17 protein-coding genes and 1 riboswitch are annotated in these 22,008 nt (G+C 69.8%); of the genes, 10 read left to right on the forward strand and 7 right to left on the reverse strand.

What is annotated here, in order from left to right; genetic code table 11:
* Positions 1-29 precede the first annotated feature (29 nt).
* From ACZ3H8_RS27200 to ACZ3H8_RS27210, 3 genes are read right to left on the reverse strand one after another with little or no spacing between them, the layout of a single operon-like run.
* Positions 30-3,077, reverse strand: a complete 3,048-nt coding sequence (locus ACZ3H8_RS27200; protein WP_467406217.1) for an alpha-mannosidase — start codon at positions 3,075-3,077, stop codon at positions 30-32.
* Positions 3,078-3,087: 10 nt separating this feature from the next.
* Positions 3,088-4,428: a 6-phospho-beta-glucosidase gene (locus tag ACZ3H8_RS27205; RefSeq protein ID WP_467406219.1), complete on the reverse strand. Its 1,341-nt coding sequence runs from the start codon at positions 4,426-4,428 to the stop codon at positions 3,088-3,090.
* A complete protein-coding gene (locus ACZ3H8_RS27210) occupies positions 4,425-5,174 on the reverse strand; it encodes a DeoR/GlpR family DNA-binding transcription regulator (RefSeq protein WP_467406222.1) in 750 nt (249 codons plus the stop codon). The genes ACZ3H8_RS27205 and ACZ3H8_RS27210 overlap by 4 nt, the downstream gene beginning before the upstream one ends.
* 137 nt (positions 5,175-5,311) lie before the next feature.
* On the opposite strand from ACZ3H8_RS27210, the gene ACZ3H8_RS27215 reads away from it, so the two are divergent.
* From ACZ3H8_RS27215 to ACZ3H8_RS27235, 5 genes are read left to right on the forward strand one after another with little or no spacing between them, the layout of a single operon-like run.
* Positions 5,312-6,328 carry a carbohydrate kinase family protein gene (locus ACZ3H8_RS27215; protein WP_467406224.1) on the forward strand — a complete coding sequence of 339 codons (1,017 nt, stop codon included), beginning with the start codon at positions 5,312-5,314 and terminating at the stop codon, positions 6,326-6,328.
* 37 nt (positions 6,329-6,365) lie between these two features.
* Entirely contained in the window at positions 6,366-7,646 is a 1,281-nt protein-coding gene (locus ACZ3H8_RS27220) for an extracellular solute-binding protein (RefSeq protein WP_467406226.1), read from the forward strand.
* 1 nt (position 7,647) lies between these two features.
* Positions 7,648-8,616: a carbohydrate ABC transporter permease gene (locus ACZ3H8_RS27225; RefSeq protein ID WP_467406228.1), complete on the forward strand. Its 969-nt coding sequence runs from the start codon at positions 7,648-7,650 to the stop codon at positions 8,614-8,616.
* 31 nt (positions 8,617-8,647) lie between these two features.
* Complete coding sequence (locus tag ACZ3H8_RS27230; protein ID WP_467406231.1) at positions 8,648-9,493, forward strand: carbohydrate ABC transporter permease; 846 nt, start codon at positions 8,648-8,650, stop codon at positions 9,491-9,493.
* Positions 9,493-12,435, forward strand: coding sequence for a glycoside hydrolase family 2 TIM barrel-domain containing protein (locus ACZ3H8_RS27235; RefSeq protein WP_467406233.1), 2,943 nt, complete (start codon positions 9,493-9,495; stop codon positions 12,433-12,435). Before ACZ3H8_RS27230 ends, ACZ3H8_RS27235 begins: the two co-directional genes overlap by 1 nt.
* On the opposite strand, the gene ACZ3H8_RS27240 is transcribed toward ACZ3H8_RS27235, so the two are convergent.
* Positions 12,402-13,208 (reverse strand): helix-turn-helix domain-containing protein, encoded by an 807-nt coding sequence (locus ACZ3H8_RS27240; protein ID WP_467406236.1) that lies wholly within the window; start codon positions 13,206-13,208, stop codon positions 12,402-12,404. The genes ACZ3H8_RS27235 and ACZ3H8_RS27240 overlap by 34 nt on opposite strands.
* Positions 13,209-13,278: 70 nt before the next feature.
* Here ACZ3H8_RS27240 and ACZ3H8_RS27245 point away from each other — a divergent pair, with 70 nt between their 5' ends.
* Both ACZ3H8_RS27245 and ACZ3H8_RS27250 read left to right on the forward strand, forming a co-directional pair.
* On the forward strand, positions 13,279-14,133 hold the full coding sequence (locus tag ACZ3H8_RS27245; RefSeq protein WP_467406237.1) for a phytanoyl-CoA dioxygenase family protein: 855 nt from the start codon (positions 13,279-13,281) through the stop codon (positions 14,131-14,133).
* Positions 14,130-14,399 (forward strand): hypothetical protein, encoded by a 270-nt coding sequence (locus tag ACZ3H8_RS27250; protein ID WP_467406239.1) that lies wholly within the window; start codon positions 14,130-14,132, stop codon positions 14,397-14,399. Before ACZ3H8_RS27245 ends, ACZ3H8_RS27250 begins: the two co-directional genes overlap by 4 nt.
* A gap of 6 nt (positions 14,400-14,405) precedes the next feature.
* Here ACZ3H8_RS27250 and ACZ3H8_RS27255 read toward each other — a convergent pair whose 3' ends face one another.
* On the reverse strand, positions 14,406-14,993 hold the full coding sequence (locus ACZ3H8_RS27255; RefSeq protein ID WP_467406241.1) for a putative glycolipid-binding domain-containing protein: 588 nt from the start codon (positions 14,991-14,993) through the stop codon (positions 14,406-14,408).
* Between the two features lie 25 nt (positions 14,994-15,018).
* Positions 15,019-15,975 carry a LysR family transcriptional regulator gene (locus ACZ3H8_RS27260; protein WP_467406243.1) on the reverse strand — a complete coding sequence of 319 codons (957 nt, stop codon included), beginning with the start codon at positions 15,973-15,975 and terminating at the stop codon, positions 15,019-15,021.
* An 80-nt stretch (positions 15,976-16,055) separates the two neighbouring features.
* Here ACZ3H8_RS27260 and ACZ3H8_RS27265 point away from each other — a divergent pair, with 80 nt between their 5' ends.
* The 3 genes from ACZ3H8_RS27265 to metE all read left to right on the forward strand — a co-directional run bounded on the left by ACZ3H8_RS27265 (position 16,056) and on the right by metE (position 20,899).
* On the forward strand, positions 16,056-16,751 hold the full coding sequence (locus ACZ3H8_RS27265; RefSeq protein ID WP_467406245.1) for a type 1 glutamine amidotransferase domain-containing protein: 696 nt from the start codon (positions 16,056-16,058) through the stop codon (positions 16,749-16,751).
* Between the two features lie 110 nt (positions 16,752-16,861).
* Positions 16,862-18,082 carry an LmeA family phospholipid-binding protein gene (locus tag ACZ3H8_RS27270; protein WP_467406248.1) on the forward strand — a complete coding sequence of 407 codons (1,221 nt, stop codon included), beginning with the start codon at positions 16,862-16,864 and terminating at the stop codon, positions 18,080-18,082.
* A gap of 115 nt (positions 18,083-18,197) precedes the next feature.
* Positions 18,198-18,428, forward strand: a riboswitch (cobalamin riboswitch).
* A 152-nt stretch (positions 18,429-18,580) separates the two neighbouring features.
* Complete coding sequence (gene metE / locus ACZ3H8_RS27275) at positions 18,581-20,899, forward strand: 5-methyltetrahydropteroyltriglutamate--homocysteine S-methyltransferase (RefSeq protein WP_467406250.1); 2,319 nt, start codon at positions 18,581-18,583, stop codon at positions 20,897-20,899.
* A gap of 46 nt (positions 20,900-20,945) precedes the next feature.
* Here the strand turns inward: metE and meaB are convergent, their stop codons facing one another.
* Positions 20,946-21,995, reverse strand: a complete 1,050-nt coding sequence (meaB, locus tag ACZ3H8_RS27280; protein ID WP_467406253.1) for a methylmalonyl Co-A mutase-associated GTPase MeaB — start codon at positions 21,993-21,995, stop codon at positions 20,946-20,948.
* Positions 21,996-22,008: the final 13 nt, after the last annotated feature.

Below are 22,008 nucleotides of genomic sequence, written 5' to 3' on the forward strand. Positions count from 1 at the left end.
GCCGTTCGGCTGCCGGGCGCAGAGCCTGACTACGCCCGCGAAAGACGCAGCGTCAGGATCTGGAACGGCCGCAGCGTCAGCGAAACCGCGCCGTCCACGACGGCCACCGGCTCGTCCGGCAGTGGACGCTCCAGCAGGTCCGTGACCTGTGCCCCGGCCGGCGGGAAGCCCGTGCGCAGGGTCGCCTTCGCCCGGCCGCCGAGGGATTCGTAGAGCCGTACGACCACATCGCCCGAGCGGTCGTCCGCGAGCTTCACCGCCTCGACCGTCACGGCGGGGTTGTCGACGCTCACCAGCGGCTCGATGTTCCGGGCCGTCTCCGCCACCCGCAGCGGCAGGTTGAGCGCATACCCCTCCGCGATCGCGTCCTCCACGGTCGCGTCCGGCAGCAGCGCGTAGGTGAAGCGGTGGGTGCCCTGGTCGGCCTCGGGGTCCGGGACGCGAGGTGCGCGGACCAGGCTGAGGCGGACCGTGGTGGTCGTACCGCCGTCGTCGCGGGTGGTGCGGGTGACATCGTGTCCGTACGTCGAGTCGTTGATGACCGCGACGCCGTAGCCGGGCTCCCCGACATGCACCCACCGGTGGCCGTAGACCTCGAAACGGGCCGCTTCCCAGCTGGTGTTGGTGTGCGTGGGCCGGTGGACATGGCCGAACTGGATCTCCGCCGTGGACCGGTCGGCCCGGACGTCGATCGGGAAGGCCGCCTTGAGGATCTTCTCGGCCTCGTGCCAGTCGATCTCGGTCTCTACGTCGATACGGCGGCTGCCCGCCCGGACCGTGACGGTCTGCACGATGCGCGAGCCCTTGCCGAAGGCGCGCTCGACGCGCACCGCGCCGACCAGCGGTCCCGTTTCGACGACCGTGACCGACTCGGTGTCGAGCAGGTCGGTGAAGCGGTTCTTGTAATGCTTGTCGATGTCCCAGGCGTCCCAGTAGTTGGGCAGGTCGCTGTGCAGCCGCAGAAGGTTTCCGGGGGCGGCGAGGACCTCGCGGTCTGCGACCAGGTCGCGTACGGACGCCAGCGTGCCGTCGTCCGCGACGGTGACGCGGACGAGGCCGTTGTCGAGCGTACGGCCGGCCGCGGAGACCGGCCGCGGAGTCGCCCCGGCGCCGAGGGGGGCAATGCCGCTCGCCGGGACCTCGGTGTAGACGGGGACACCGTCCGGGCCTGTGACCACCTCGGCGCGAGCACGCGGGCTCGTGTTGAAGACGTACGCGTCGCCCGACCCGAGTGCCGACAGGGCATCGCCGGTCAGCGCCTCCAGCTCCCGCGCCACCCGCGCGTACTCCGCCTCCGCCTCGCGGTGCACCCAGGCGATCGACGAGCCCGGCAGGATGTCGTGGAACTGGTGCAGCAGGACCGTCTTCCACAGCCGGTCCAGCTTCTCGTACGGGTAGTCGTAGTCCGGCGTGTGCAGCGCGGCGGCCGTCGCCCACAACTCGGCCTCGCGCAGCCGGTGTTCACTGCGGCGGTTGCCCTGCTTGGTGCGGGCCTGCGAGGTGTAGGTGGCGCGGTGCAGCTCCAGGTAGAGCTCGCCGGACCAGACGGGCGCGTCCGCGTACTCCTCGCGCGCCGCCTCGAAGAACGCGTCCGGGTGCTCGACCTTGACCTTCGCCGAGCCTTCGAGGTCGGCAAGGCGCCGCGCGCGCTCCATCATTTCGCGGGTGGGGCCGCCACCGCCGTCGCCGTGCCCGAACGGCGCCAGCGAGCGGGTACCGCGGCCCTTGTCCTGGTAGTTGCGGACCGCGTGCGCCATCTCCTTGCCGGAGAACTCCACGTTGTACGTGTCCACCGGCGGGAAGTGCGTGAAGATCCGAGAGCCGTCGATGCCCTCCCACCAGAAGGTGTGGTGGGGCAGCTTGTTGGTCTGGTTCCACGACAGCTTCTGGGTGAGGAACCACTCGTTGCCGGCCAGCTTCGCCAGCTGCGGATAGGCCGCGTTGTAGCCGAAGGAGTCCGGCAGCCAGACGCCCTTGGTCTCGATGCCGAAGTGCTCGATGAAGAAGCGCTTGCCGTGGACGAGTTGGCGGGCGATGGCCTCGCCGCCGGGCAGATTGCCGTCGGATTCGACCCACATGCCGCCGACCGGCGCCCACTGGCCGTCGGCGACGGCCTTCTTGATGCGCTCCCACACCTGCGGGTAGTTGTCACGGACCCACTCGTACTGCTGGGCCTGTGAGCAGGCGAAGACGAACTCCTCGTACTCCTCGGCCAGCGCGGTTACATTGGAGAAGGTGCGGGACGTCTTGCGCTTGGTCTCGCGGATCGGCCACAGCCAGGCGCTGTCGATGTGCGCATGGCCGACGGCCGACATGGTGTGGGCGCTGGCGTGGGCGGGACGTGTCAGGACCGGCCGCAGCAGCTCCCGTACGTCCGCCGCCGTGCCGGAGATGTCGTCCAGGTCCAGCGCGTCGAGCGCGTGGTCCAGCGCGTGCATGATCTCGTGCCTGCGCGGCTCGTGCTCGCCGAGCTCCAGCATCAGCTCGCGCAGCACCTGCATATCGAGCGAGAGGTGCCAGACGTCCTCGTCGAGTACGGCGATGTCGGCGCGGGTGAAGGTGTAGAGGGGCCCCCGGCCCGCGGTGGCCTTGTCGCCGAGCGGGGTCGGGCCGCGGAAGTCGCCCGCGAGGATGTCGGGGTTGGACGCGGCCTCGACGAGATAGTCGATCCGCTCGCCGCCCGCCGCGGGGGATGCGACCGGCACGTACTGGTTCTGCGGGTTGACCGCCTTGAGGGGGCTGCCGTCCAGGGTGTGGACGAGGGCCTCGGCCTGGTTGCCCGGCCAGTCGCCGACGAAGCCGAGGTCGAAGACGGCCTCGACGCGACGGCCGGCCCACTGGGCGGGGACTTCGCCGCGGACCCTGAACCAGGTCGTGCCCCAGGGCGGACCCCACGGGGTCCCCATCGCGAACGGCTTGTACGTCTGGGACGCGGCCTCGGCGAAGGACACCGGCTCGTCCGGAGCCTCCCACGCCGTGACGTCGAGGGGGAGCGAGACGGCGTGGACGGCGGGCTGGATGCGCTGCTGGAGGATGCGCTCGACGCGCTCCTCGATGCGGCGGCGTTCGTCGTGCATGTGCGGGCTCCTACCTCAGATACGCGAGCGCGGGGTGGACGCCGGTGTAGCCGTCGACGAGACGGCGGGCGACGGTCACGGAATCGACAAGGGGATGCAGGGCGAAGGCCTTCACCGCCGTCGCACGCGAGCCGCTGTCGGCCGCCGCCAGGACCTCGCGCTCGACGGCCTTGACGGCGCAGACCAGTCCGGTGGCGTGCAGCGGCAGCGGGGACACGGAGACGGGGTGCGCGCCGTTCGCGTCGACGAAGCAGGGCACTTCGACGACCGCTTCCTCGTCCAGCACGGAAAGCGTCGTGCGGTTGCGGACGTTGAGGATGAGCGTCGTGCGCTGGTTGTGCGCGATGGCCCGCATCAGGGCGAGGGCGACCTGCTCGTAGCCACCGGACTCCAGGTCGCATGCGTCACGCTCGCCGACCCCCGCGGCCTCGCGGTTGTGCGCCATGTAGGTCGCCTCGCGCTCGGCGCGGGTACGGTCCCAGGTCGCCAGCGCCGGGGCGTCGGGCCGCTCCATCTCCGCGTAGAACCGGGCCTGTTGCTCATGGAGGAAGGCCCCGCGGGTCTGCTTCGCCTCCTGGTAGGCGCGTACCGCCTCGCGGTTGAAGTAGTAGTAGTGCAGATATTCGTTGGGGATCGCGCCGAGGGAGCGGAGCCAGTCGGGGCCGAAGAGCTTGCCCTCCTCGAAGGAGCCGAGCAGCTCGGGGTCGGCGAGCAGCCGGGGCAGTTCGTCGCGGCCCTCGATGCGCAGGCCGCGGAGCCAGCCGAGGTGGTTGAGGCCCACATAGTCGATCCACGCGGTGTCGGGGTCCGCGCCCAGCGCGCGGGCGACCCGGCGGCCGAGACCCACCGGCGAGTCGCAGATACCGATGACGCGGTCGCCGAGGTGTCGGGCCATGGCCTCGGTGACCAGACCGGCCGGGTTGGTGAAGTTGATGACCCAGGCGTCGGGAGCGAGCCGGGCGACCCGGCGCGCGATGTCGACGGCGACCGGGACGGTGCGCAGTCCGTACGCGATGCCGCCGGCACCGACGGTCTCCTGGCCCAGCACGTCCTCGGCGAGGGCGATGCGTTCGTCGGCCGCGCGGCCTTCGAGGCCGCCGACGCGGATCGCGGAGAACACGAAGTCGGCGCCGCGCAGCGCCTCGTCGAGGTCGGTGGTGACGGTGACCGGCGGGGCGTCCGGCACGCCTTCCGCCTGGTCGGCGAGGACGCGCGCGATCGCGGCCAGCCGGCCGGCGTCCAGGTCGTGAAGGGTTACGTGGGTGATACGGCCCTTGGCGTGATCGCTGAGCAGCGCGCCGTACACCAGCGGCAGTCTGAAGCCCCCGCCGCCGAGGATCGTGAGCCTCATACCTCAACCACCTTCACTCCTGCTTCGTCGAACGCCGCGCTGGTCGCCGGGTCCGCGGGCGCGTTGGTCACCACTGTGTCGAGGGACGCTGGGCCGCACACCTTCGCCATGCCGGTGCCGGGGAACTTGCCCGCGTCTGCGAGGAGCACCACTGAGTCCGCGGCCGCGATCATCGCCCGTTTGACCGGGACCTCGATCACCGTGGTGTCCATGACCTGGCCGTCGGGGCGGATGCCGCTCGTGCCCAGGAACAGCCAGTCCGCGTGCAGCTGGCGGAGGTTGTCCTCGGTGAGGAAGCCGACCAGGGAGCGGTACTCCCGCCGGACCATTCCGCCGAGCAGTATCAGTTCGATCCCGGTGTCGTCCGCCAGCTCCTCGTACACCACCAGATTGCTGGTGATCACGGTCAGTCTGCGACCGTGCAGCTGCCGGGCCAGGCGGTAGGCGGTGGTGCCGATGTCGAGGAGGACGGACTGCCCCTCCTCGACCATGGCCGCGGCCCGGACCGCTATCGCGTCCTTCTCCGGGACCCTGATCTCGGCGACCTCCGCGAAGGGTTGATCGCCCTCCTCGACCGCGGCTCCCCCGTGGACCCGCGTGAGCAGGCCCTCCTCCTCCAGCTTGACCAGGTCGCGCCGGATGGTCGCGGGGCTCACGTCGAGCTGTTCGGACAGGTCGGTTACTGCTGCGGGGCCGCCTGATCGCAGAGCCCGCAGGATGAGTTGATGTCGTCGCTCAGCCAGCACGTCACGAACGCTACTCGTCAATCTCAAGCATTTCTATGCAGATTCGCGCTCAACTCTTGCCAATTTTGCGCGCCGGGCGCACGATCCTGTGCACACCTTGAAGGCCATCGACGGATCTCCGGCGAGAGGATGCGCACGTGGACGAGGAGCCCAGGCCCGACGTCCTGCTGACCGGGCTGCTCTTCTACGACCTCGTCCTCACCGGACTCGGCAAGCCGCCGACGCCGGGCGAGGAGATCTGGACGCGGGGGATGGGCTGCGGTCCCGGCGGGATCGCCAACCTCGCCGTGGCGGCGGCCCGCTACGGCTTGAACACCTCTCTGGCCACGGTCTTCGGCGACGACTACTACGGCGCGCACTGCCGGCAGATCCTCGCCGGACAGGAGGGCGTCGACCTGTCCCTGTCCCGTACGGCGAGGGACTGGAACACCCCGGTCACGGTCTCCCTCGCCCACGACCACGACCGCGCCCTCATCACCCACGGTGGGCCGCCCGCCCACTCCCAGGACGATCTGCTCCACGATCCGCCGCCCGCGCGCACCGCGCTCGTGCACATCGGAGCCGAACCGCAGGAGTGGCTCGGCAAGGCCGCGGCCGCCGGCACCCTGATCTTCGCCGACATCGGCTGGGACCCCACCGAACAGTGGTCCGGCGAGGTGCTGAACCAGCTGTCCCTCTGCCACGCCTTCCTGCCCAACGACACCGAGGCCATGGGCTACACACGCACCGACAGCCCGGCCGCCGCACTCGACAAGCTCGCCGAACTGACACCGGTCGCAGTGATCACCTGCGGGCGCTCCGGCGCCCTCGCCGTCGACCAGACGACCGGCGAATACGCCGAGGTCGCGGCCCTTGACATCGATGCCATGGATGCGACCGGTGCCGGAGACGTCTTCGGCGCGAGCTTCGTCGCCGCCACCCTGGGCGGCTGGCCGCTCGCCGAGCGGCTGCGCTTCGCCTCCCTCGCCGCCGGACTGTCTGTACAGCTCCACACCGGGGCGCTCGCCGCGCCCGGCTGGTACGGCATCGATCAGTGGTGGCGTACGACAGGCTCACGGGACCCCGAACTGTCGTGCGCCTACGGCTTCCTGGCCGACCGCATCCCCGCCGACCCCGGGCCGGCCCCGCACCACGCAACCGTCACCCCCCGCTGAACACCCTTCCGAAACACACCGAAAGGCGGTGGGAGCAGTGCACCTCTCCCGAAGAGGGCTGCTGCGCGCAGGTATGGCCACCACGGCCGCCGCGGCGCTCGGCCCCGCTGCGGCAGGCTGCGCGGTTCCTCGCGGCTCCACCGGCCGCAACATGACCCTGTGGTACTGGACCGGCGGACTGAGCGAAAAGGTCGTGGCCACGGCCAGGAACCGCTTTACGGACGTCGAGCTCAAGCCGGTGCAGATCGGCGGCTACTTCAGGTCCAAGCTGCTGACCACCATGGCGGGCCGCGCGGCCGTGCCGGACATCACCGGACTCAAGGGCGAGGACATGGCCTCGTACCTCCCCAACGCCGTTCAGTTCGTGGACCTGCGCACACTTGGCGCCGACCGGTTCAAGAACCAGTATCTGCCGTGGAAGTGGGAGCAGGGCATCGCCCCCGACGGGCGCATGGTCGGGTTTCCGATCGACACCGGGCCCGTCGTGCAGTACTACCGCGCCGATGTCTTCGACCGGGCCGGTCTGCCCGCCGAGCCGGCCGAGGTCGCAGCACAGATGAGCACCTGGGAGAAGTACTTCGCGGCCGGTGAGCAGCTGAAGAAGAAGATCCCCGGCGCGTACCTGCTCATCGACCCCCTCACCGTCCTCTCGAACGCGATCAACCAGGGCACCAAGCGGTTCGTGGACGAGGACCGGCACTTCATCGGCGACCAGAAGCATGTGACCGACGCCTGGGCCCTGGCCATCGAGGCGCGCCGCCGCGGACTGATCTCGAACGTCGTCAGCGGCACCCCGGACAGCAACGCGGCCATGGAGCAGGGCCGGCTCCCCAGCCAGCTCAACGCCTCGTGGGCGGCCGGCGACCTCAAGCTGGCCGTGCCCAGGACCAAGGGCAAGTGGCGGGTGGCCCAGATGCCCGGCGGTGCCGCCAACAACGGCGGCTCCTTCCTGGCCATCACCAAGGCCTGCCGGGAGCCCGAGCAGGCCTTCGCGATCATCACCTGGCTGCTGAACGCGGACAACCAGACCCGCGGCTTCGTCGATGCCTCGCTCTTCCCGTCCACCCCGGCCTCGTACGAGCAAAAGGCCATGCGCGACCCGGACCCGTTCTTCGGCGGGCAGATCACCATCGACGTCTTCGGCCCGGCCGCCGAGAAGATCCCGGTCGCCTACAACAGCCCGTACGACTTCGCCCTGCAGCAGCCGGTCTACGACGAGCTCACCAAGGTGCACACCCTGGGCAAGGACCCGGGCCAAGCCTGGAAGGACGCCATGAGCAAGTGCCGGCGCATCGCGGACCACCTGGGGGTGAGCTGACATGGCCACCGCGCCCCCCGCACCCATCGTCGAGAGCCCCGCGGCCGTCTCGGCTCCGCAGGTCGCGCCCCCCAAGTCCCGTTCCATATTCGGATACTGGCGGCTCTACCTCGCGATCTCGCCTTTCTATCTGCTGTTCCTGTGCTTCGGCCTGATACCGGTGGGCTTCTCGCTCTATCTGTCGTTCCACCGCTGGGACGGCCTGGGGTCGATGGAGTACGCGGGCCTGTCGCAGTACAGCTATCTGCTGAGCGACACCCAGTTCTGGCACGCCATCGGCAACACGCTGATCATCTGGGCCATCTCGACCCTCCCCATGCTCTTCATCGCGCTGGTGACCGCGGTGATGCTCAACTCCGCGGTGCGCTTCAAGAGCTTCTACCGCTTCGCGTACTTCCTCCCGAACGTAACCTCGGTCGTCGCGATCGCGATCATCTTCGGGTCGGTCTTCAGCACCAACTTCGGCCTGGTCAACGCCGTACTCCAGGGTCTCGGCCTGGATCAGATCGCGTGGCTGAATACGCCCTGGGGCATCAAGGTCGCGATCGCCTCGCTGATGACCTGGCAGTGGACCGGCTACAACGCGATCATCTTCCTCGCCGGTCTGCAGACCATCCCGAGCGAGCTGTACGAGGCCGCGCGCGTCGACGGCGCCGGGCCCGTGCAGACCTTCTTCCGGGTCACCGTGCCGCTCATGCGGCCCGTCATCCTCTTCACCCTCGTGGTGTCGACGGTCACCGGTCTGCAGAGCTTCTCCGAGCCGCAGGTGCTGCTCCAGACCACCGCCAACACCTCGACCTTCGCGGGCGGTCCGGACAACGCCGGCCAGACGATGGTCCTCTACTTCTTCCAGCAGACCTTCGACAACAACGACTTCGGCTACGGCGCCGCGATCGCGTGGGGCATCTTCCTGATCGTCGCCGTCTTCTCGATCATCAACTGGCGCCTTGTCCAGCGCCGGGAAAAGTAGAGGGGAGACCGTCATGACCATCATGACCGTCATGAAAGGAACGAAGGCCATGAAGGGCGCACGGCCCCGAGGGCTCGTCCTGCACCTCTCGCTGATCGTCGGCGTCGTCCTCTCGCTTTTCCCGTTCTACTGGACCGTCGTCATGTCGACACACACGACGAGCGAGATCTTCCAGTTTCCGCCGAAGCTGCTGCCCGGCTCGCACTTCGACGAGAACGTCAGCGCTCTCCTCGACAACGTCGACTTCTTCGGGTCGATGCTCAACTCCCTGATCGTCGCGGGCTCCGTGACGTTCCTGGTGCTGTTCTTCGACTCGCTGGCCGCCTTTGTCTTCGCGAAGTTCCATTTCCCCGGCCGCCGTGCGCTGTTCGTGATCATGATGGCCATCTTCATGGTTCCCGCCCAGCTCCAGGCGATCCCGCAGTTCGTGATCATGGCGCGGATCGGCTGGATCGGCTCGCTCACCGCCCTCGTCGTGCCGGCCGCGGCCAACGCCTTCGGCATCTTCTGGATGCGCCAGTACATGAAGGGCGCGATCCACGACGAGCTGATGGACGCATCCCGGCTCGACGGCTGCGGCTTCCTGCGCCAGTACTGGCACGTGGCCCTGCCGGTCGTCCGCCCCGGCCTCGCCTTCCTCGGCATTTTCACCTTCATGGGCCAGTGGAACGACTACGCCTGGCCGCTGATCGCCCTGGTCAACCCCGACCATGTGACGCTCCAGGTCGCGCTGTCGCAGCTCAACGGCGTCCACGGCACGACCGACTATGGCATGGTGATGACCGGCGCCCTGCTCGCACTGATCCCCCTGCTCATCGTCTTCGCGATCGGCGCCCGCCAGATGATCGCCGATCTGGCCAAGGGAGCCATTCGCTGATGCTGCCGGTACGCCCCTGGGAAGCGCCCGAGATCACCTCCTGGCGGCGCTTGCCGATGCACGCCGTGGACCGCCGCCCAGGGAGCCTGAGTCTCGACGGCGAGTGGCGCTTCCAGCTGCTGCCCGCACCGGACGCCCCGCTCACCGGCAGCTGGTCGTGGCTGGAGGTGCCCGGCGCCTGGACCATGCAGGACGTCGGCGCGCCCGACCTGCCGCACTACACCAATGTGACGATGCCGTGGGCGCACCACCCGCCCGCGTCACCGGCGGCCAACCCCACCGGCGTCCATGAGCGCGAGGTGGACATCCCCGCCGAATGGGCGGGCCGCCGCATCGTGCTCCAGGTCGGCGCTGCGGAGAGCGTGCTGATCGTGGAGGTCGACGGACAGGCGGTCGGTATCGGCAAGGACTCCCATCTGGCGAGTGAGTTCGACCTGACCGACGTGGTACGCCCGGGGGAGCGCAGCACCGTACGCCTCACGGTGGTCAAGTGGTCCGACGCCACTCACATCGAGGACCAGGACCAGTGGTGGCACGGCGGCATCACCCGCTCGGTGCTGCTGTACGCCACCGACCCGCTGCATCTCGCCGATGTGACCGTACGGGCCGGGCAGGACGGCACCCTGCGGGTCGACTGTCAGGTGCGCGGACCGGCGACCGAGGGCCCCCTGCCCGAGGGCTGGTCGATCAGCGGGGAGCTGGAGGAGTTCGGCGACCTCGTCCAGGATGCCGCTTACGACGCGGCCAACCGGGCCGTGGGGCGGGTCTCCGACTTCCTTGGGGAGGCCCGGCTGAGCGCCACGCTCAGCGGCGTACGCCCATGGTCGGCCGAGACACCTGTGCTCTACGGCCTCACCGTGCGGCTGCACCACGCGGACGGCACGGTCGCCGACACCTCGTACCACCGCATCGGATTTCGCGACATCGAGGTCCGCGGCCGGGACCTGCTGGTCAACGGCGAGCGCGTGTACATCCGCGGCGTCAACCGGCACGACTTCCATCCGCTCACCGGGCGCACTCTCGGCGCCGACGAGATCCGCGCCGATCTGGAGACGGTCAAGCGCTTCGGCTTCAACGCCATTCGCACCTCGCACTACCCGGGCGACCCGGCACTGCTGGACCTCGCCGACGAACTGGGCCTGTACCTCGTGGACGAGGCGGACATCGAGAGCCACGACCACGCCCACGAGATCGCCGACGACCCGCGCTATCTCCCCGCCTTCGTGGACCGGGTGTCGCGGATGGTGCTGCGTGACAAGAACCACCCCAGCGTCATCATCTGGTCGCTGGGCAACGAGAGCGACTACGGCGCCAACCACGACGCCGCGGCCGGCTGGCTGCGCCGCCACGACCCCACCCGCCCACTCCAGTACGAGGGCGCCGCCAAGACCGACTGGTCCGCGACGGACATCGCGAGCGACATCGTCTGCCCGATGTACGCGTCCCTCGACGAGATCGTCGCGCACGCCCGCTCGGGCACCCAGACCAAACCGCTGATCCTGTGCGAGTACTCGCACGCCATGGGAAACAGCAACGGCACCCTCGCCGACCACTGGCAGGCATTCGAGTCCACCCCGGGTCTGCAGGGCGGGTTCATCTGGGAACTGTGGGACCACGGCATCCTCCAGCGGCTGAGCGACGGGCGGCCGGCGGGACGGGCGGGCGCCGGAGCGTACGCGAACGGAGTGGCCGCCGAGGGCTACCGCTGGGCGTACGGCGGCGACTTCGGCGACACCCCGAACGACGGCGCGTTCTGCGCGGACGGCCTGCTCTTCCCCGACCGCACACCGAAACCCGCGATGTACGAACACCGTGAACTGGCCGCTCCCGTAAGGCTGTCATGGCTCTCGGAGGAAGGCGGGACGCCGCTGGTCCACAACCACCAGCACTTCCGCGATCTGTCATGGCTGACCGCCGAGTGGCATCTGACGGCCGAGGACGCGGGAACCATCACCGCCCCGGCCGCCCTCCCCGACGTACCTCCCGGCGGCTCCGCCGAACTCCCGCCTCTTCAGGGCCTCCTGGCCACGCTGCCGGAGGACAGCGGAGAGGCCTGGCTGACCCTTCGCGTGACCACGGCGCACGACGAGACATGGGCCCCGCGCGGCACGGAGGTGTGCACTCCGCGGATACGACTGCGTGAGCGGGCCCCGTTCGGGGCCGCCCCCTGCGCGGGGAGCGTAGAGGTGGACGGCGACGGACTGCTCGTCCACCCGCTGCTCACTTCACCACCTGTGCTGAGTCTGTGGCGCGCGCCGACCGACAACGACCTGCTGGGTGGCCCCGCGGACCACTGGCGCACGCTGGGTCTCGACACCCTCGTACGCAAGCTGGTGTCGGTGACCCGCGACGGGGAGAAGGTGTCGGTGCGCTCCGCGTACGACACCAGGGCAGGCACGGTCCTGCACGAGCAGTTCTTCACCCCGGTGCGGGACGGCCTTCTCGTCGAGGAGACCGCTGTGCTGCCCGAGGGCGTGTCCGATGTCGCACGGGTCGGATCCGTCTTCGAGACGGTGAGCGGACTCGATCTGATCGAGTGGTACGGGCAGGGGCCCTGGGAGTCGTATCCGGACCGCAGCGCGGGCGCGGCCGTGGGGCACCACCGTGCCTCCGTGGACGCGCTGTTCACCCCGTATCTGCGTCCGCAGGAAAGCGGCGGACGGCACGGCGTACGCAGCTTCTCGCTCAGTTCTTCAGGGGGTGGACCGGGTCTGACGGTCCGGCTCGACAGCCCGCGCCAGGTCTCTGTCGTACGCCACCGCGCCCACGATCTGGACACAGCGGCGCACCATGATGAACTCACCCCGCGCGCCTGCCCGGTGGTCCACATCGACGCCGCACACCGCGGACTCGGCACGGCCTCCTGCGGGCCTGACACGCTGCCGCCCTATCTGGTCGGGGCGGGGACCTACCGCTGGTCCTGGACGCTCTGTCGCCGGTAGACCGGCGAGTCCGAGGTGCGGACAGCGCGGGGGGAGCCGCCCAGTTCGCGGTGGCACGCCTTGTTGAAGGCCTGCAGGTCGGGAATGCCCACCGCCGCCGCCACGGCCGGGATGGCGAGCGTCGAAGCGCGCAGCAGATGGCGTGCCCGTTCCAGCCGTCGGCGGCGGATGTAGGCGACCACCGTGGTACCGGTCTCGGCGCGGAAGAGCCGGGTGAGGTGGTTGTGCGAAACCCCGGCCACCTGGGCGATGTCCGGCACGGTCAGCGGTTCGGCGAGGTGCGCCTCGATATGAGCCATGGCGGCGGCGATGGCGGGAGGACCCCCGCCCGGCCGTTCGGGCGCGCTCAGCTCCACCACCTGCCAGAGTGCCGCCCATGCGGTGGCGGCGGCCTTCGACGGCGTACCGGGCATCGCCGTGATGCCGCGCCGCAGCAGGGCGGAGAGCAATGGCCCGTCGGCGCCGGCGTCCTGCATTACCGGAACGGTGTGCCGCGCGCCCGAATCGGAGAGCTGAAGGTGTGCGTACAAGTGCTCGGACCGGCCGCGGTAGTGAAAGTGCACCTCTTCGCCGGGCGGGATCAGGCTCACCCGGCCGGGTCGGATGCGGTGGACCGTGCCGCCGAGAATGAGCTCGCCCTCGTAGCCGTACAGATGCAGCTGCCACAGACCGGTCAGCCGGAAGATGTCGTGCGGCCCGTTGACCCCGTGCACCCCCACTCCGATGTTCGCCACGCGCGGGGGCTCGTCCAGCCGGATCTCCACACGGTCCATGGTGAGAAATTACCAGTCGTCGGTGATTGCAGCCCACGACAGGCGTGGAGTTCGTTTCTACGGTTGCCGTATGTCTACAAGCACAAGCACCAGCACAAGCACCAGCACAAGCACCAGAACGGAGCTCCTGACCTCGGTCCGGATGGCGCGGTTCGTCGCGCACGGCTCCCTGCGGATGGACGCGGTCGTACCGCCCGAGATGAACGACCGGGCGATCGAGGTTCTGGCCGCCGGAGTCCCCGACGTGCCCTATGGCACACCGCTCGACGAGGCTTTCCCCGAAGGGTCGTTCGCGCGTCGCCTCGTGGAACTCCCGCCGGTGGCAGGGGCGTTGCGCAGCCTGGTCGGCCCCGCGCCGACCGTCGACCACCATGCCGTGCACATCCGCGAACCCCACGAGGGCAACGCCCAGCCGCTGCACGGCGACGCCATCATCGACGTACGCCCCGACGCCTTCGACGTCCAGCTCATGTACTACCCGCACGAGGTGACCGCCCACATGGGCGGCACCCTCAGCGTGCCCGGCAGCCACCTGCGCCGCACCAACGAGAGCGACACCGGCCGCTACCAGAACCTGCGCGGCCAGACCCGGCTGACCTGCCCGGCCGGCACCGTGGTGCTTCTGCACCACGGCCTGTGGCACGGCGGGCGCCGCAACGACAGCGACAGCCCCCGCTATATGTTCAAGATCCGCTTCAACCCGACCGTGCCCCAGGTACGCCTCTGGGACACCCGCGACCTCGATGATCCGGCCGTCGAGGCCGAGCTGCGTACCTCCTTCCCGTGGTACGAGCACGCCACCGGCCGGCTGGAGATCTACAACCGGGTCCGCCTCTGGCGGGCCCTGACCGGCGACGACTCGTTCGACATCGACTACTGGGCGACCCGCGTGTCCAACCGCCCGACTCTTGGGAGCCATGCATGAGACAGCAGGTCCTCGTCCTGTATCTGGCGACCTCGGCGCTCGACTCGGAGGTGGTCGGCTGGTCCCGCTACGACGGCACCGGCTCCACCAAGCCGACCACGGGGGACGGCGACGAGCCTCCGTACGGCTCCGGCGTGGCCGCGCTCGAGGACGGCTGGCGGCTGTTCCAGGCCTCCCAGCTGATCCCGCCCCAGTCCGGCCACGAGTACGACACCTCGTTCCTCAAGCACGAGTTCTTCTTCGAGAAGCTCCACGAGGTGTCCTGACCGGCGCTATGGCCGCGGATGTCCCGCACTCCACGAAAGCCGGCGAGCCAAGCCCGGGTAGTCGATGACGAGCCCGTCCGCGTCGAACTCCACATTGCTGCGGTAATCGCCAGAAGCGAACCGGACGCGACCGCCGTGTTCGGTACGCCGCAGATGGGTGTAGGTCTGCGGTGACGCGTGCACGGTCAGGTCCGGCACCGAGACCCAGGCCATCAGGAAGGTCCGCTCACCGGGTGCCAGATGAAGCCCGTGCCGTCGCACCGGCATGGTGTTGGTGAGTGGGCACAGAGCCAGGTCGCAGTCGAGCGCGCCGTCGACTTCGGGCAGTGGCTCCCCGTCGGCGGTCCACCGGCCGTGACCGTCGTGCCGCAGGTGGAGTTCGTGCGAACCCGTGGCGGTCGCGGCGTGGACCCGCAGCTCACGGGTGAGGTAGTGGTCGCCGGTTTCGAGCTCGTACGAGATCCAGTGCGGATTGGGTACGGTTCCGACCGCGCGCCCACGGGCCAGCAGGGTCGTGCCGCGGAGCTCGACCCAGGAGGTCTCGTAGCCCTGGCTCTCCGTGACTTCCCAGGTGATGACGTGAGAAGTGACCATGCCTCACCCTAACGAGCGGGAGTACTCACCAGGTGGGCGCCTCGCGCAGCAGACGGTCGCGGACCAGTGCCAAGTGGGGGTTGTCCGATGCGCCAGGGCGCTGGACGAGAAAGCTGGTGTTGATGGGCGGGTCGTCGGGCGTGAGCAGCTGCACCAGTGTGCCGGCGGCCAGCTCGTGCTGGCAGAGATAGTGGGGGAGCACCGTGATCCCGGCCCCGGCGACGACTGCCGAGAGCACTCCGCGCAGATCGGGGACGGTCACAGCGGCCTGGCCGGTCAGCCGGGTGCCGAAGATATGGCGCCAGTAGCGGCGGGCTATGGGCAGATCCTCGGCGTACGCCACGAGGGGGACGCTGCGCAGGGCGGCGGGGCCCTCCGCCGCGATCCGGTCCTGGCTGATCCGTTCCGCCCACTGCGGTGAAGCAACCAGGACGAACTCCTCGTCCGTCAGCGGTACGGCGGTCAGGGAGCGGCCACGCGGGCGGATGGTGGCGATGACCAGATCGCTGTGGCCGGCGCGCAGGCCGTCGAGGAGTTCGTCGGTGAGGCCGGTGGTGACCCGAAGGCGTACGCCCTGCTCGATCAGGGGCGCGAGGGCGGGCAGCGCGCGCGTGCAGAGGAGCTCGGCGGGGCCTGCCAGATGGACCGGATCGACGGGGCCGCTCTCGCCGGCCTGACCACGGACGGCGACGGCGACGAGGGCGTCCACCGGGTCGGCGATCTGGGCTGCGAGATCGTCGGCGACCGGGGTGGGGGTGACTCCACGAGGGAGCCGTCCGAAGAGTTCGCGTCCGAGCTGCCGCTCGAGGGAGCGGATCTGCGTGGTGACGGTCGGCTGGGAGAGACCGAGCAGACGGGCGGCCGCGGTGAACGAGCCGGTGCGGTGCACGGCGAGGAAGGTCCGCAGCAGGGTCAGATCGAGCGGGCCGTTCGGGGCCGGTCCCTGTATTCCCGACAATCCATTGGATTCCCTATGCCTCATGGTGTAGAGCCTATTGGATTCCAATGGCACATCGGTCTACGTTCGAGGACATCAGCGACCTTTCGACGGAGAGATGTGAGATGGCGAAGATCCTTTTTGTGGTGACCGGCGCGGACCACTGGACCCTGACCGACGGCACCCGGCACCCCTCCGGCTTCTGGGCGGAAGAGCTCGTGGCTCCCTACCGGGCCTTCACCGAGGCGGGGCACGACATCACCGTTGCCACGCCGGGCGGTGTCGTACCCACCGTGGACAGGGCGAGCCTCGCGCCCGAGGTGAACGGAGGTAAGGAGAACGCCGACGTGATCGCCACCGAGCTGGCCTCGATCGCCGCCCTGCAGCGACCGCTGAAGCTGGAGGAGGCCGACCTGACCGACTACGACGCGGTCTTCTACCCCGGCGGCCACGGCCCGATGGAGGACCTGGCCGTCAACCCGGACTCCGGCAAGCTGCTCACCGCCGCCCTGGACTCCGGCAAGCCGCTCGGCGTGGTCTGCCACGGGCCGGCCGCGCTGCTCGCCGCGGAGCGCGAGGACGGCTCCTGGCCGTTCACCGGCTACCGGCTGACCGGTTTCACCAACGCGGAGGAGACGCAGGCCGGCTTGGCGGACAAGGCGAAGTGGCTGCTCCAGAACCGGCTCGTCGAACTCGGCGCGGACTTCCAGGAGGGCGAGCCCTGGGCCCCGAAGGTGGTCGTGGACCGCAATCTGGTCACCGGCCAGAACCCTGCTTCGTCCGCCCCGCTCGCCGCCGAGATCCTCAAGGTCCTGGGCTAGGCGCTGACGCGGGCCCGGCAGGCGGCGGATCGCCGAAATTTTGGCTCAAACCATTACGTACGCACGGTAGGACTTGCGTTCGAGGGTGGCTCACGTGGTGGGATGAGCCGATGCGACCCCCCACACGCATATCAGCGCATTCACGAAATCCGTACGAAGAACTCGCTCAACTGGCAGACCCGGAACCCGATTACGCCAACTACGTCCCGCGGGACCCGCTGGAGCTCGGGCTCACCTCCGACCTCGACGACGAGGACGACTGGTCACCGCCCAACCACCGCGGGCAGAGCCGTCTCGCGGCTCTGCCCGCGGTGGTGAAGCTGACCGTCGCGGCGCTCCTGTGCACCGTCTGTCTGCTGCTCGCCGACCGGCTCGCGGAGGCGTACGCGCAGAGCAAGGCGGCGGACAAACTCCAGCAGTCGCTCTCACTCGCCACCAGGCCGGACGTGGACATCCACGGCTTCCCCTTCCTCACCCAGCTCATCGACGAGCGGATCGACCGGGTTGACGTCACCGTGCCGGACGTCTCCGCCGACCGCGTCTCGCTCGCCGAAGTGCGGGCCACCGCCAAGGACGTACGCATCGTCGGCGACGCCCCGACCTCGATCAAGGGCGCCGTCATCGGCAACCTCGACGGCGAGGTGCTGCTCTCCTTCGACGACCTCAACCGCGAACTGGGCGCCTCACAGCTCCGGTTCACCGGCAGCGGCGCCGACGGGGTGCGCGTGAACGGCGAACTGGCCATCGCCGGACAGGAACTGCGCGTACGTGCCCGTGCGCACATCCGGCGCGACAACAACCGGGCCCTCACCACCACCCTCGACGGCATGCAGCTCGACATTCCCGGTGTCGCCACCTACCGGCCCGGCAAGGACGCAGACCATTCGGGACTGCGGCTGCACCGCGAGACGGCCGAGCGGATCAGCCGCGAAGCAGCCCGCGCGAAGGCACTGCTGGCGGTGCCCGCCATCGTGGACCGGCTCGGAGTGCCGAAGGAGCAGGTGCGCCGGGCGCTGCGGAGCGAGGAGGAACTCCACCGGCTCACCGGAGCACCGAAGTTCGCCGAGCGTCTGATGAAGGTCAACCTCGTCGATGTGGTGATCGCGCATCCACAGCTGCTGGAGAAAGCGGGCATCGACCCCGCGCTGGTCAAGGGACTGCTCGCGGTCAGGCCGCCGGAGCTCTCGGAGCGGCTCTCCCTCTCCTTCGAGCTGCCCGACTCGCTCAGCGAGCTGCGGCTGCGGGACATCACCGTGGAGCGCGACGGCATCAAGGCACGCGTGGCCGGATCCGGCCTGCGCGTCGGGGACGCCGCCCGACCGGGGAAGTGAACGGGACCGGGGAAGTGAGCAGGACCGGAAGCTGACACCCCCGCCCCCGCCCCCGCCCCCGCCCCCGCCCCCGCCCCCGCCGGGGGCGGGGGTGTTCCCCGCGAGGGGCAGCGCCTAGGCTGGGTCTTGCAGTTGGTTCGCCCTGCCCTCCAGGCAGGCGCGTCGCAAGAGGGAATCCGGTGGAAATCCGGAACTGCCCCGCAGCGGTAAGTGGGAACGACCGCCGTCATACGCACTGGATCCGGCACAGGATCCGGGAAGCGACGGCCAGTAGGTGCCTTCGTACGACACGTACGAGGAAGGCGTGCCCACAAGTCCGAAGACCTGCCACTGCCCGTGCGCGACCGACGTGCGCGGAGATCTCGGTGACCTCGTGGGCGGGTCGGCGGTACGGGCAGCACAGGCACAGGCGTGCCGGCGGCTGCTCCGGTTGCCGTTCCTTCGCGTTCCACGATCCGCTCCGGGGTCGCCTGACGAGTACTCGCGAAGGAGAGTTCCGTGACCAGCACATCCTCAGCCGCCGGAGCCAGGGCCACTGTCTACGGCTATCCACGCCAGGGCCCCGACCGGGAACTGAAGAAGGCCATCGAGGGCTACTGGAAGGGCCGTGTCGAAGCCGACGCCCTCCGGGAGACAGCCGCTCAACTGCGCCGGGCCAACTGGCAGCAGCTGGCCGAGGCCGGCATCCATGAAGTGCCCACCGGAGACTTCTCGTACTACGACCATGTCCTGGACACCAGCGTCATGGTCGGCGCCATTCCCGCGCGCCACCGTGCGGCCGTCGAGGCCGGCACGCTCGACGGCTACTTCGCCATGGCCCGCGGGACCCAGGACGTCGCGCCCCTGGAAATGACCAAGTGGTTCGACACCAACTACCACTACCTCGTGCCCGAACTCGGCCCCGACACCGCCTTCACCGCCGACTCCGCCAAGCAGGTCGCCGAGCTGAAGGAGGCGCTCGCGCTCGGTCTCACCGCCCGCCCGGTGCTCGTCGGACCCGTCACATATCTTCTGCTCGCCAAGCCCGCGCCCGGCGTCCTCGCAGACTTCGAACCGCTCACCCTCCTCGACCGGCTGCTTCCGGTGTACGCCGAAGTGCTCTCCGACCTGCGGGCCGCGGGCGCGCAGTGGGTGCAGCTCGACGAGCCGGCCCTGGTCCAGGACCAGCCACGGGCCGTGCTGAACGCCGCGGCCCGCGCCTACCGGGAGCTGGGCAGACTGACCGACCGGCCCCAACTCCTGGTCGCCTCCTACTTCGACCGGCTCGGCGACGCCCTCCCCGTGCTGGCCAAAGCGCCGATCGACGGACTCGCCCTCGACTTCACCGGGCCTGCCGCCGCCAACCTCGGCGACCTCGCCGCCGTGGGCGGCCTGCCCGGCAAGCGGCTCGTCGCCGGAGTCGTCGACGGCCGCAACGTATGGATCAACGACCTCGAGAAGTCGACCGCCACACTCGCCACCCTGCTGGGGTTCGCCGACCGGGTGGATGTGGCGGCGTCCTGCTCCCTGCTGCACGTGCCCCTCGACGCGGCCGCGGAACGGGACGTGGACACGCAGGTCGCGCGCTGGCTGGCCTTCGCCCGCCAGAAGACGGCCGAGGTGGTCACCCTGGCCCGCGGACTGACCGAGGGCGCCGGCAGCATCGCCGCCCAACTCGCGGCCAACCGGGCCGACCTGCTCTCCCGCGCCACCTCCGCGCTCACCCACGACCCCGCCGTACGGGCCCGCTGCGCGGCCGTCTCCGAGGCCGACACCCGGCGCAGCCTCCCGTACACCGAGCGTGCCGCCGCCCAGCGCTCGCGCCTCGGCCTGCCCCTCCTTCCCACGACCACGATCGGTTCGTTCCCGCAGACCACCGAGTTGCGCACCGCGCGGGCAGACCTGAGGTCGGGACGCCTCGACACCGAGGGATACGAGAAGCGGATCGAGGCCGAGATCCGCGAGGTCATCTCCTTCCAGGAGAAGACCGGCATCGACGTCCTCGTACACGGCGAGCCCGAACGCAACGACATGGTGCAGTACTTCGCCGAGCAGCTCAGCGGCTACCTTGCCACCGGGCACGGCTGGGTCCAGTCGTACGGCACCCGCTATGTCCGGCCGCCGATCCTGGCCGGCGACATCTCCCGGCCCGACCCGATGACCGTCCGCTGGACCCGGTACGCCCAGTCGCTGACCAGTCGCCCCGTCAAGGGCATGCTCACCGGGCCCGTCACCATGCTCGCCTGGTCTTTCGTCCGCGACGACCAGCCGCTCGCCGACACCGCACGACAGGTCGCCCTGGCGCTGCGCGACGAGGTGAACGACCTGGAGGCCGCGGGCTCCTCGGTCATCCAGGTGGACGAACCGGCGCTGCGCGAGACGCTGCCGCTGCGGAGGGCCGGCCACGAGGCCTATCTGGCCTGGGCGACACAGGCGTTCCGCCTCACCACCGGCGGCGTCCGTCCCGATACCCAGATCCATACGCATATGTGCTACGCGGAGTTCGTGGACATCCTCCAGGCCATCGACGACCTCGACGCGGATGTCATCAGCCTGGAGGCCGCCCGCTCCCATATGCAGGTCGCCGACGAACTCGCCACCGCCGGCTATCCGCGCGAGGTGGGCCCCGGCGTCTACGACATCCACTCGCCGCGGGTGCCCAGCACCGAGGAGGCAACCGCACTGCTGCGCAAGGGACTTGACGCGATTCCCGCCGAGCGGCTGTGGGTCAACCCCGACTGCGGCCTGAAGACCCGCGGCTGGCCCGAGGTACGTACGTCACTGGAGCACTTGGTCGCCGCGGCCCGAGAGGTCCGGTCCGGGCTGCCCGGCGAGTAACTGGGGGGTGAGCCCCAGATCCCCCGTACGGCCTTCGGCTGTGTCCTCAATCGCCGGACGGGCTGAAATTCAGCCCCTCCGGCGTTTGAGGAGCGGGGTCTGGGGCGGAGCCCCAGTTCTGGAAGGCGTCGAGGATACGCTCCGCGGCCAGCGTCGCCGTCAACTCCCCGTCCCGCACCTGCTGTTCGAGACCGGGCGCGAGCGCCCGTACCTCGGGATGGCCGTGCAGCCGGTCCCGCAGCTCGTCGTGGACCATCGCCCACGCCCAGTCGATCTGCTGGTCACGGCGCTTCGCGGCAAGCCGGCCCGTCGAGTCGAGGAGCGCCCGGTGCTGCTCAAGACGCTCCCAGAGGGTGTCGAGGCCGGTGCCCTCGCGGGCACTGCAGGACAGGACCGGGGGAGTCCACGCCGCGTCGGCCGGGTGCATCAGCCGCAGCGCACCGGCCAGTTCACGGGCCGCCGAGCGGGCGTCGCGCTCGTGCGGGCCGTCCGCCTTGTTGACGGCGATGACGTCGGCCAGCTCCAGTACACCCTTCTTGATGCCCTGGAGCTGGTCACCGGTACGGGCCAGGCTCAGCAGCAGGAAGGAGTCCACCATGTTGGCCACAGTGGTCTCCGACTGGCCGACGCCGACCGTCTCGACGAGCACGACGTCGTAGCCGGCGGCCTCCATCACGATGATGGTCTCGCGCGTCGCCTTGGCCACCCCACCCAGCGTGCCGGAGGTGGGGGAGGGCCGCACGAACGCCGCGGGGTCCACCGCGAGCCGTTCCATCCGGGTCTTGTCACCCAGGATGGAGCCGCCCGTACGGGTCGACGACGGGTCGACGGCCAGCACCGCCACCCGGTGGCCGAGACCGGTGAGCATCGTGCCGAGCGCGTCGATGAACGTCGACTTGCCGACGCCGGGCACGCCGCTGACGCCCACTCGCCGTGCCGCTCCGGAGTACGGCAGCAGCTCGGTCAGCAGCTGCTGGGCCAGTGCCCGGTGATCGGCGCGGGTTGACTCGACGAGCGTGACGGCGCGGGCGATGTAGGCCCGCGATCCATCACGCACGCCCTTGACATAGCTGTCGATGTCGATCGTGGGATGCATCCGGGGCACAGTC

Source organism: Streptomyces sp. NPDC002868 (genome assembly GCF_055563295.1).

What these genes read in the sequence shown, in the direction of transcription:
- ACZ3H8_RS27200 (WP_467406217.1), bottom strand. Translation starts at nt 3,077, where the DNA reads ATGCACGACGAACGCCGCCGCATCGAGGAGCGCGTCGAGCGCATCCTC.
- ACZ3H8_RS27205 (WP_467406219.1), bottom strand. Translation starts at nt 4,428, where the DNA reads ATGAGGCTCACGATCCTCGGCGGCGGGGGCTTCAGACTGCCGCTGGTG.
- ACZ3H8_RS27225 (WP_467406228.1), top strand. Translation starts at nt 7,648, where the DNA reads ATGGCCACCGCGCCCCCCGCACCCATCGTCGAGAGCCCCGCGGCCGTC.
- ACZ3H8_RS27230 (WP_467406231.1), top strand. Translation starts at nt 8,648, where the DNA reads ATGAAAGGAACGAAGGCCATGAAGGGCGCACGGCCCCGAGGGCTCGTC.
- ACZ3H8_RS27235 (WP_467406233.1), top strand. Translation starts at nt 9,493, where the DNA reads ATGCTGCCGGTACGCCCCTGGGAAGCGCCCGAGATCACCTCCTGGCGG.
- ACZ3H8_RS27240 (WP_467406236.1), bottom strand. Translation starts at nt 13,208, where the DNA reads ATGGACCGTGTGGAGATCCGGCTGGACGAGCCCCCGCGCGTGGCGAAC.
- ACZ3H8_RS27245 (WP_467406237.1), top strand. Translation starts at nt 13,279, where the DNA reads ATGTCTACAAGCACAAGCACCAGCACAAGCACCAGCACAAGCACCAGA.
- ACZ3H8_RS27250 (WP_467406239.1), top strand. Translation starts at nt 14,130, where the DNA reads ATGAGACAGCAGGTCCTCGTCCTGTATCTGGCGACCTCGGCGCTCGAC.
- ACZ3H8_RS27255 (WP_467406241.1), bottom strand. Translation starts at nt 14,993, where the DNA reads ATGGTCACTTCTCACGTCATCACCTGGGAAGTCACGGAGAGCCAGGGC.
- ACZ3H8_RS27260 (WP_467406243.1), bottom strand. Translation starts at nt 15,975, where the DNA reads ATGAGGCATAGGGAATCCAATGGATTGTCGGGAATACAGGGACCGGCC.
- ACZ3H8_RS27265 (WP_467406245.1), top strand. Translation starts at nt 16,056, where the DNA reads ATGGCGAAGATCCTTTTTGTGGTGACCGGCGCGGACCACTGGACCCTG.
- ACZ3H8_RS27270 (WP_467406248.1), top strand. Translation starts at nt 16,862, where the DNA reads ATGCGACCCCCCACACGCATATCAGCGCATTCACGAAATCCGTACGAA.
- meaB (WP_467406253.1), bottom strand. Translation starts at nt 21,995, where the DNA reads ATGCATCCCACGATCGACATCGACAGCTATGTCAAGGGCGTGCGTGAT.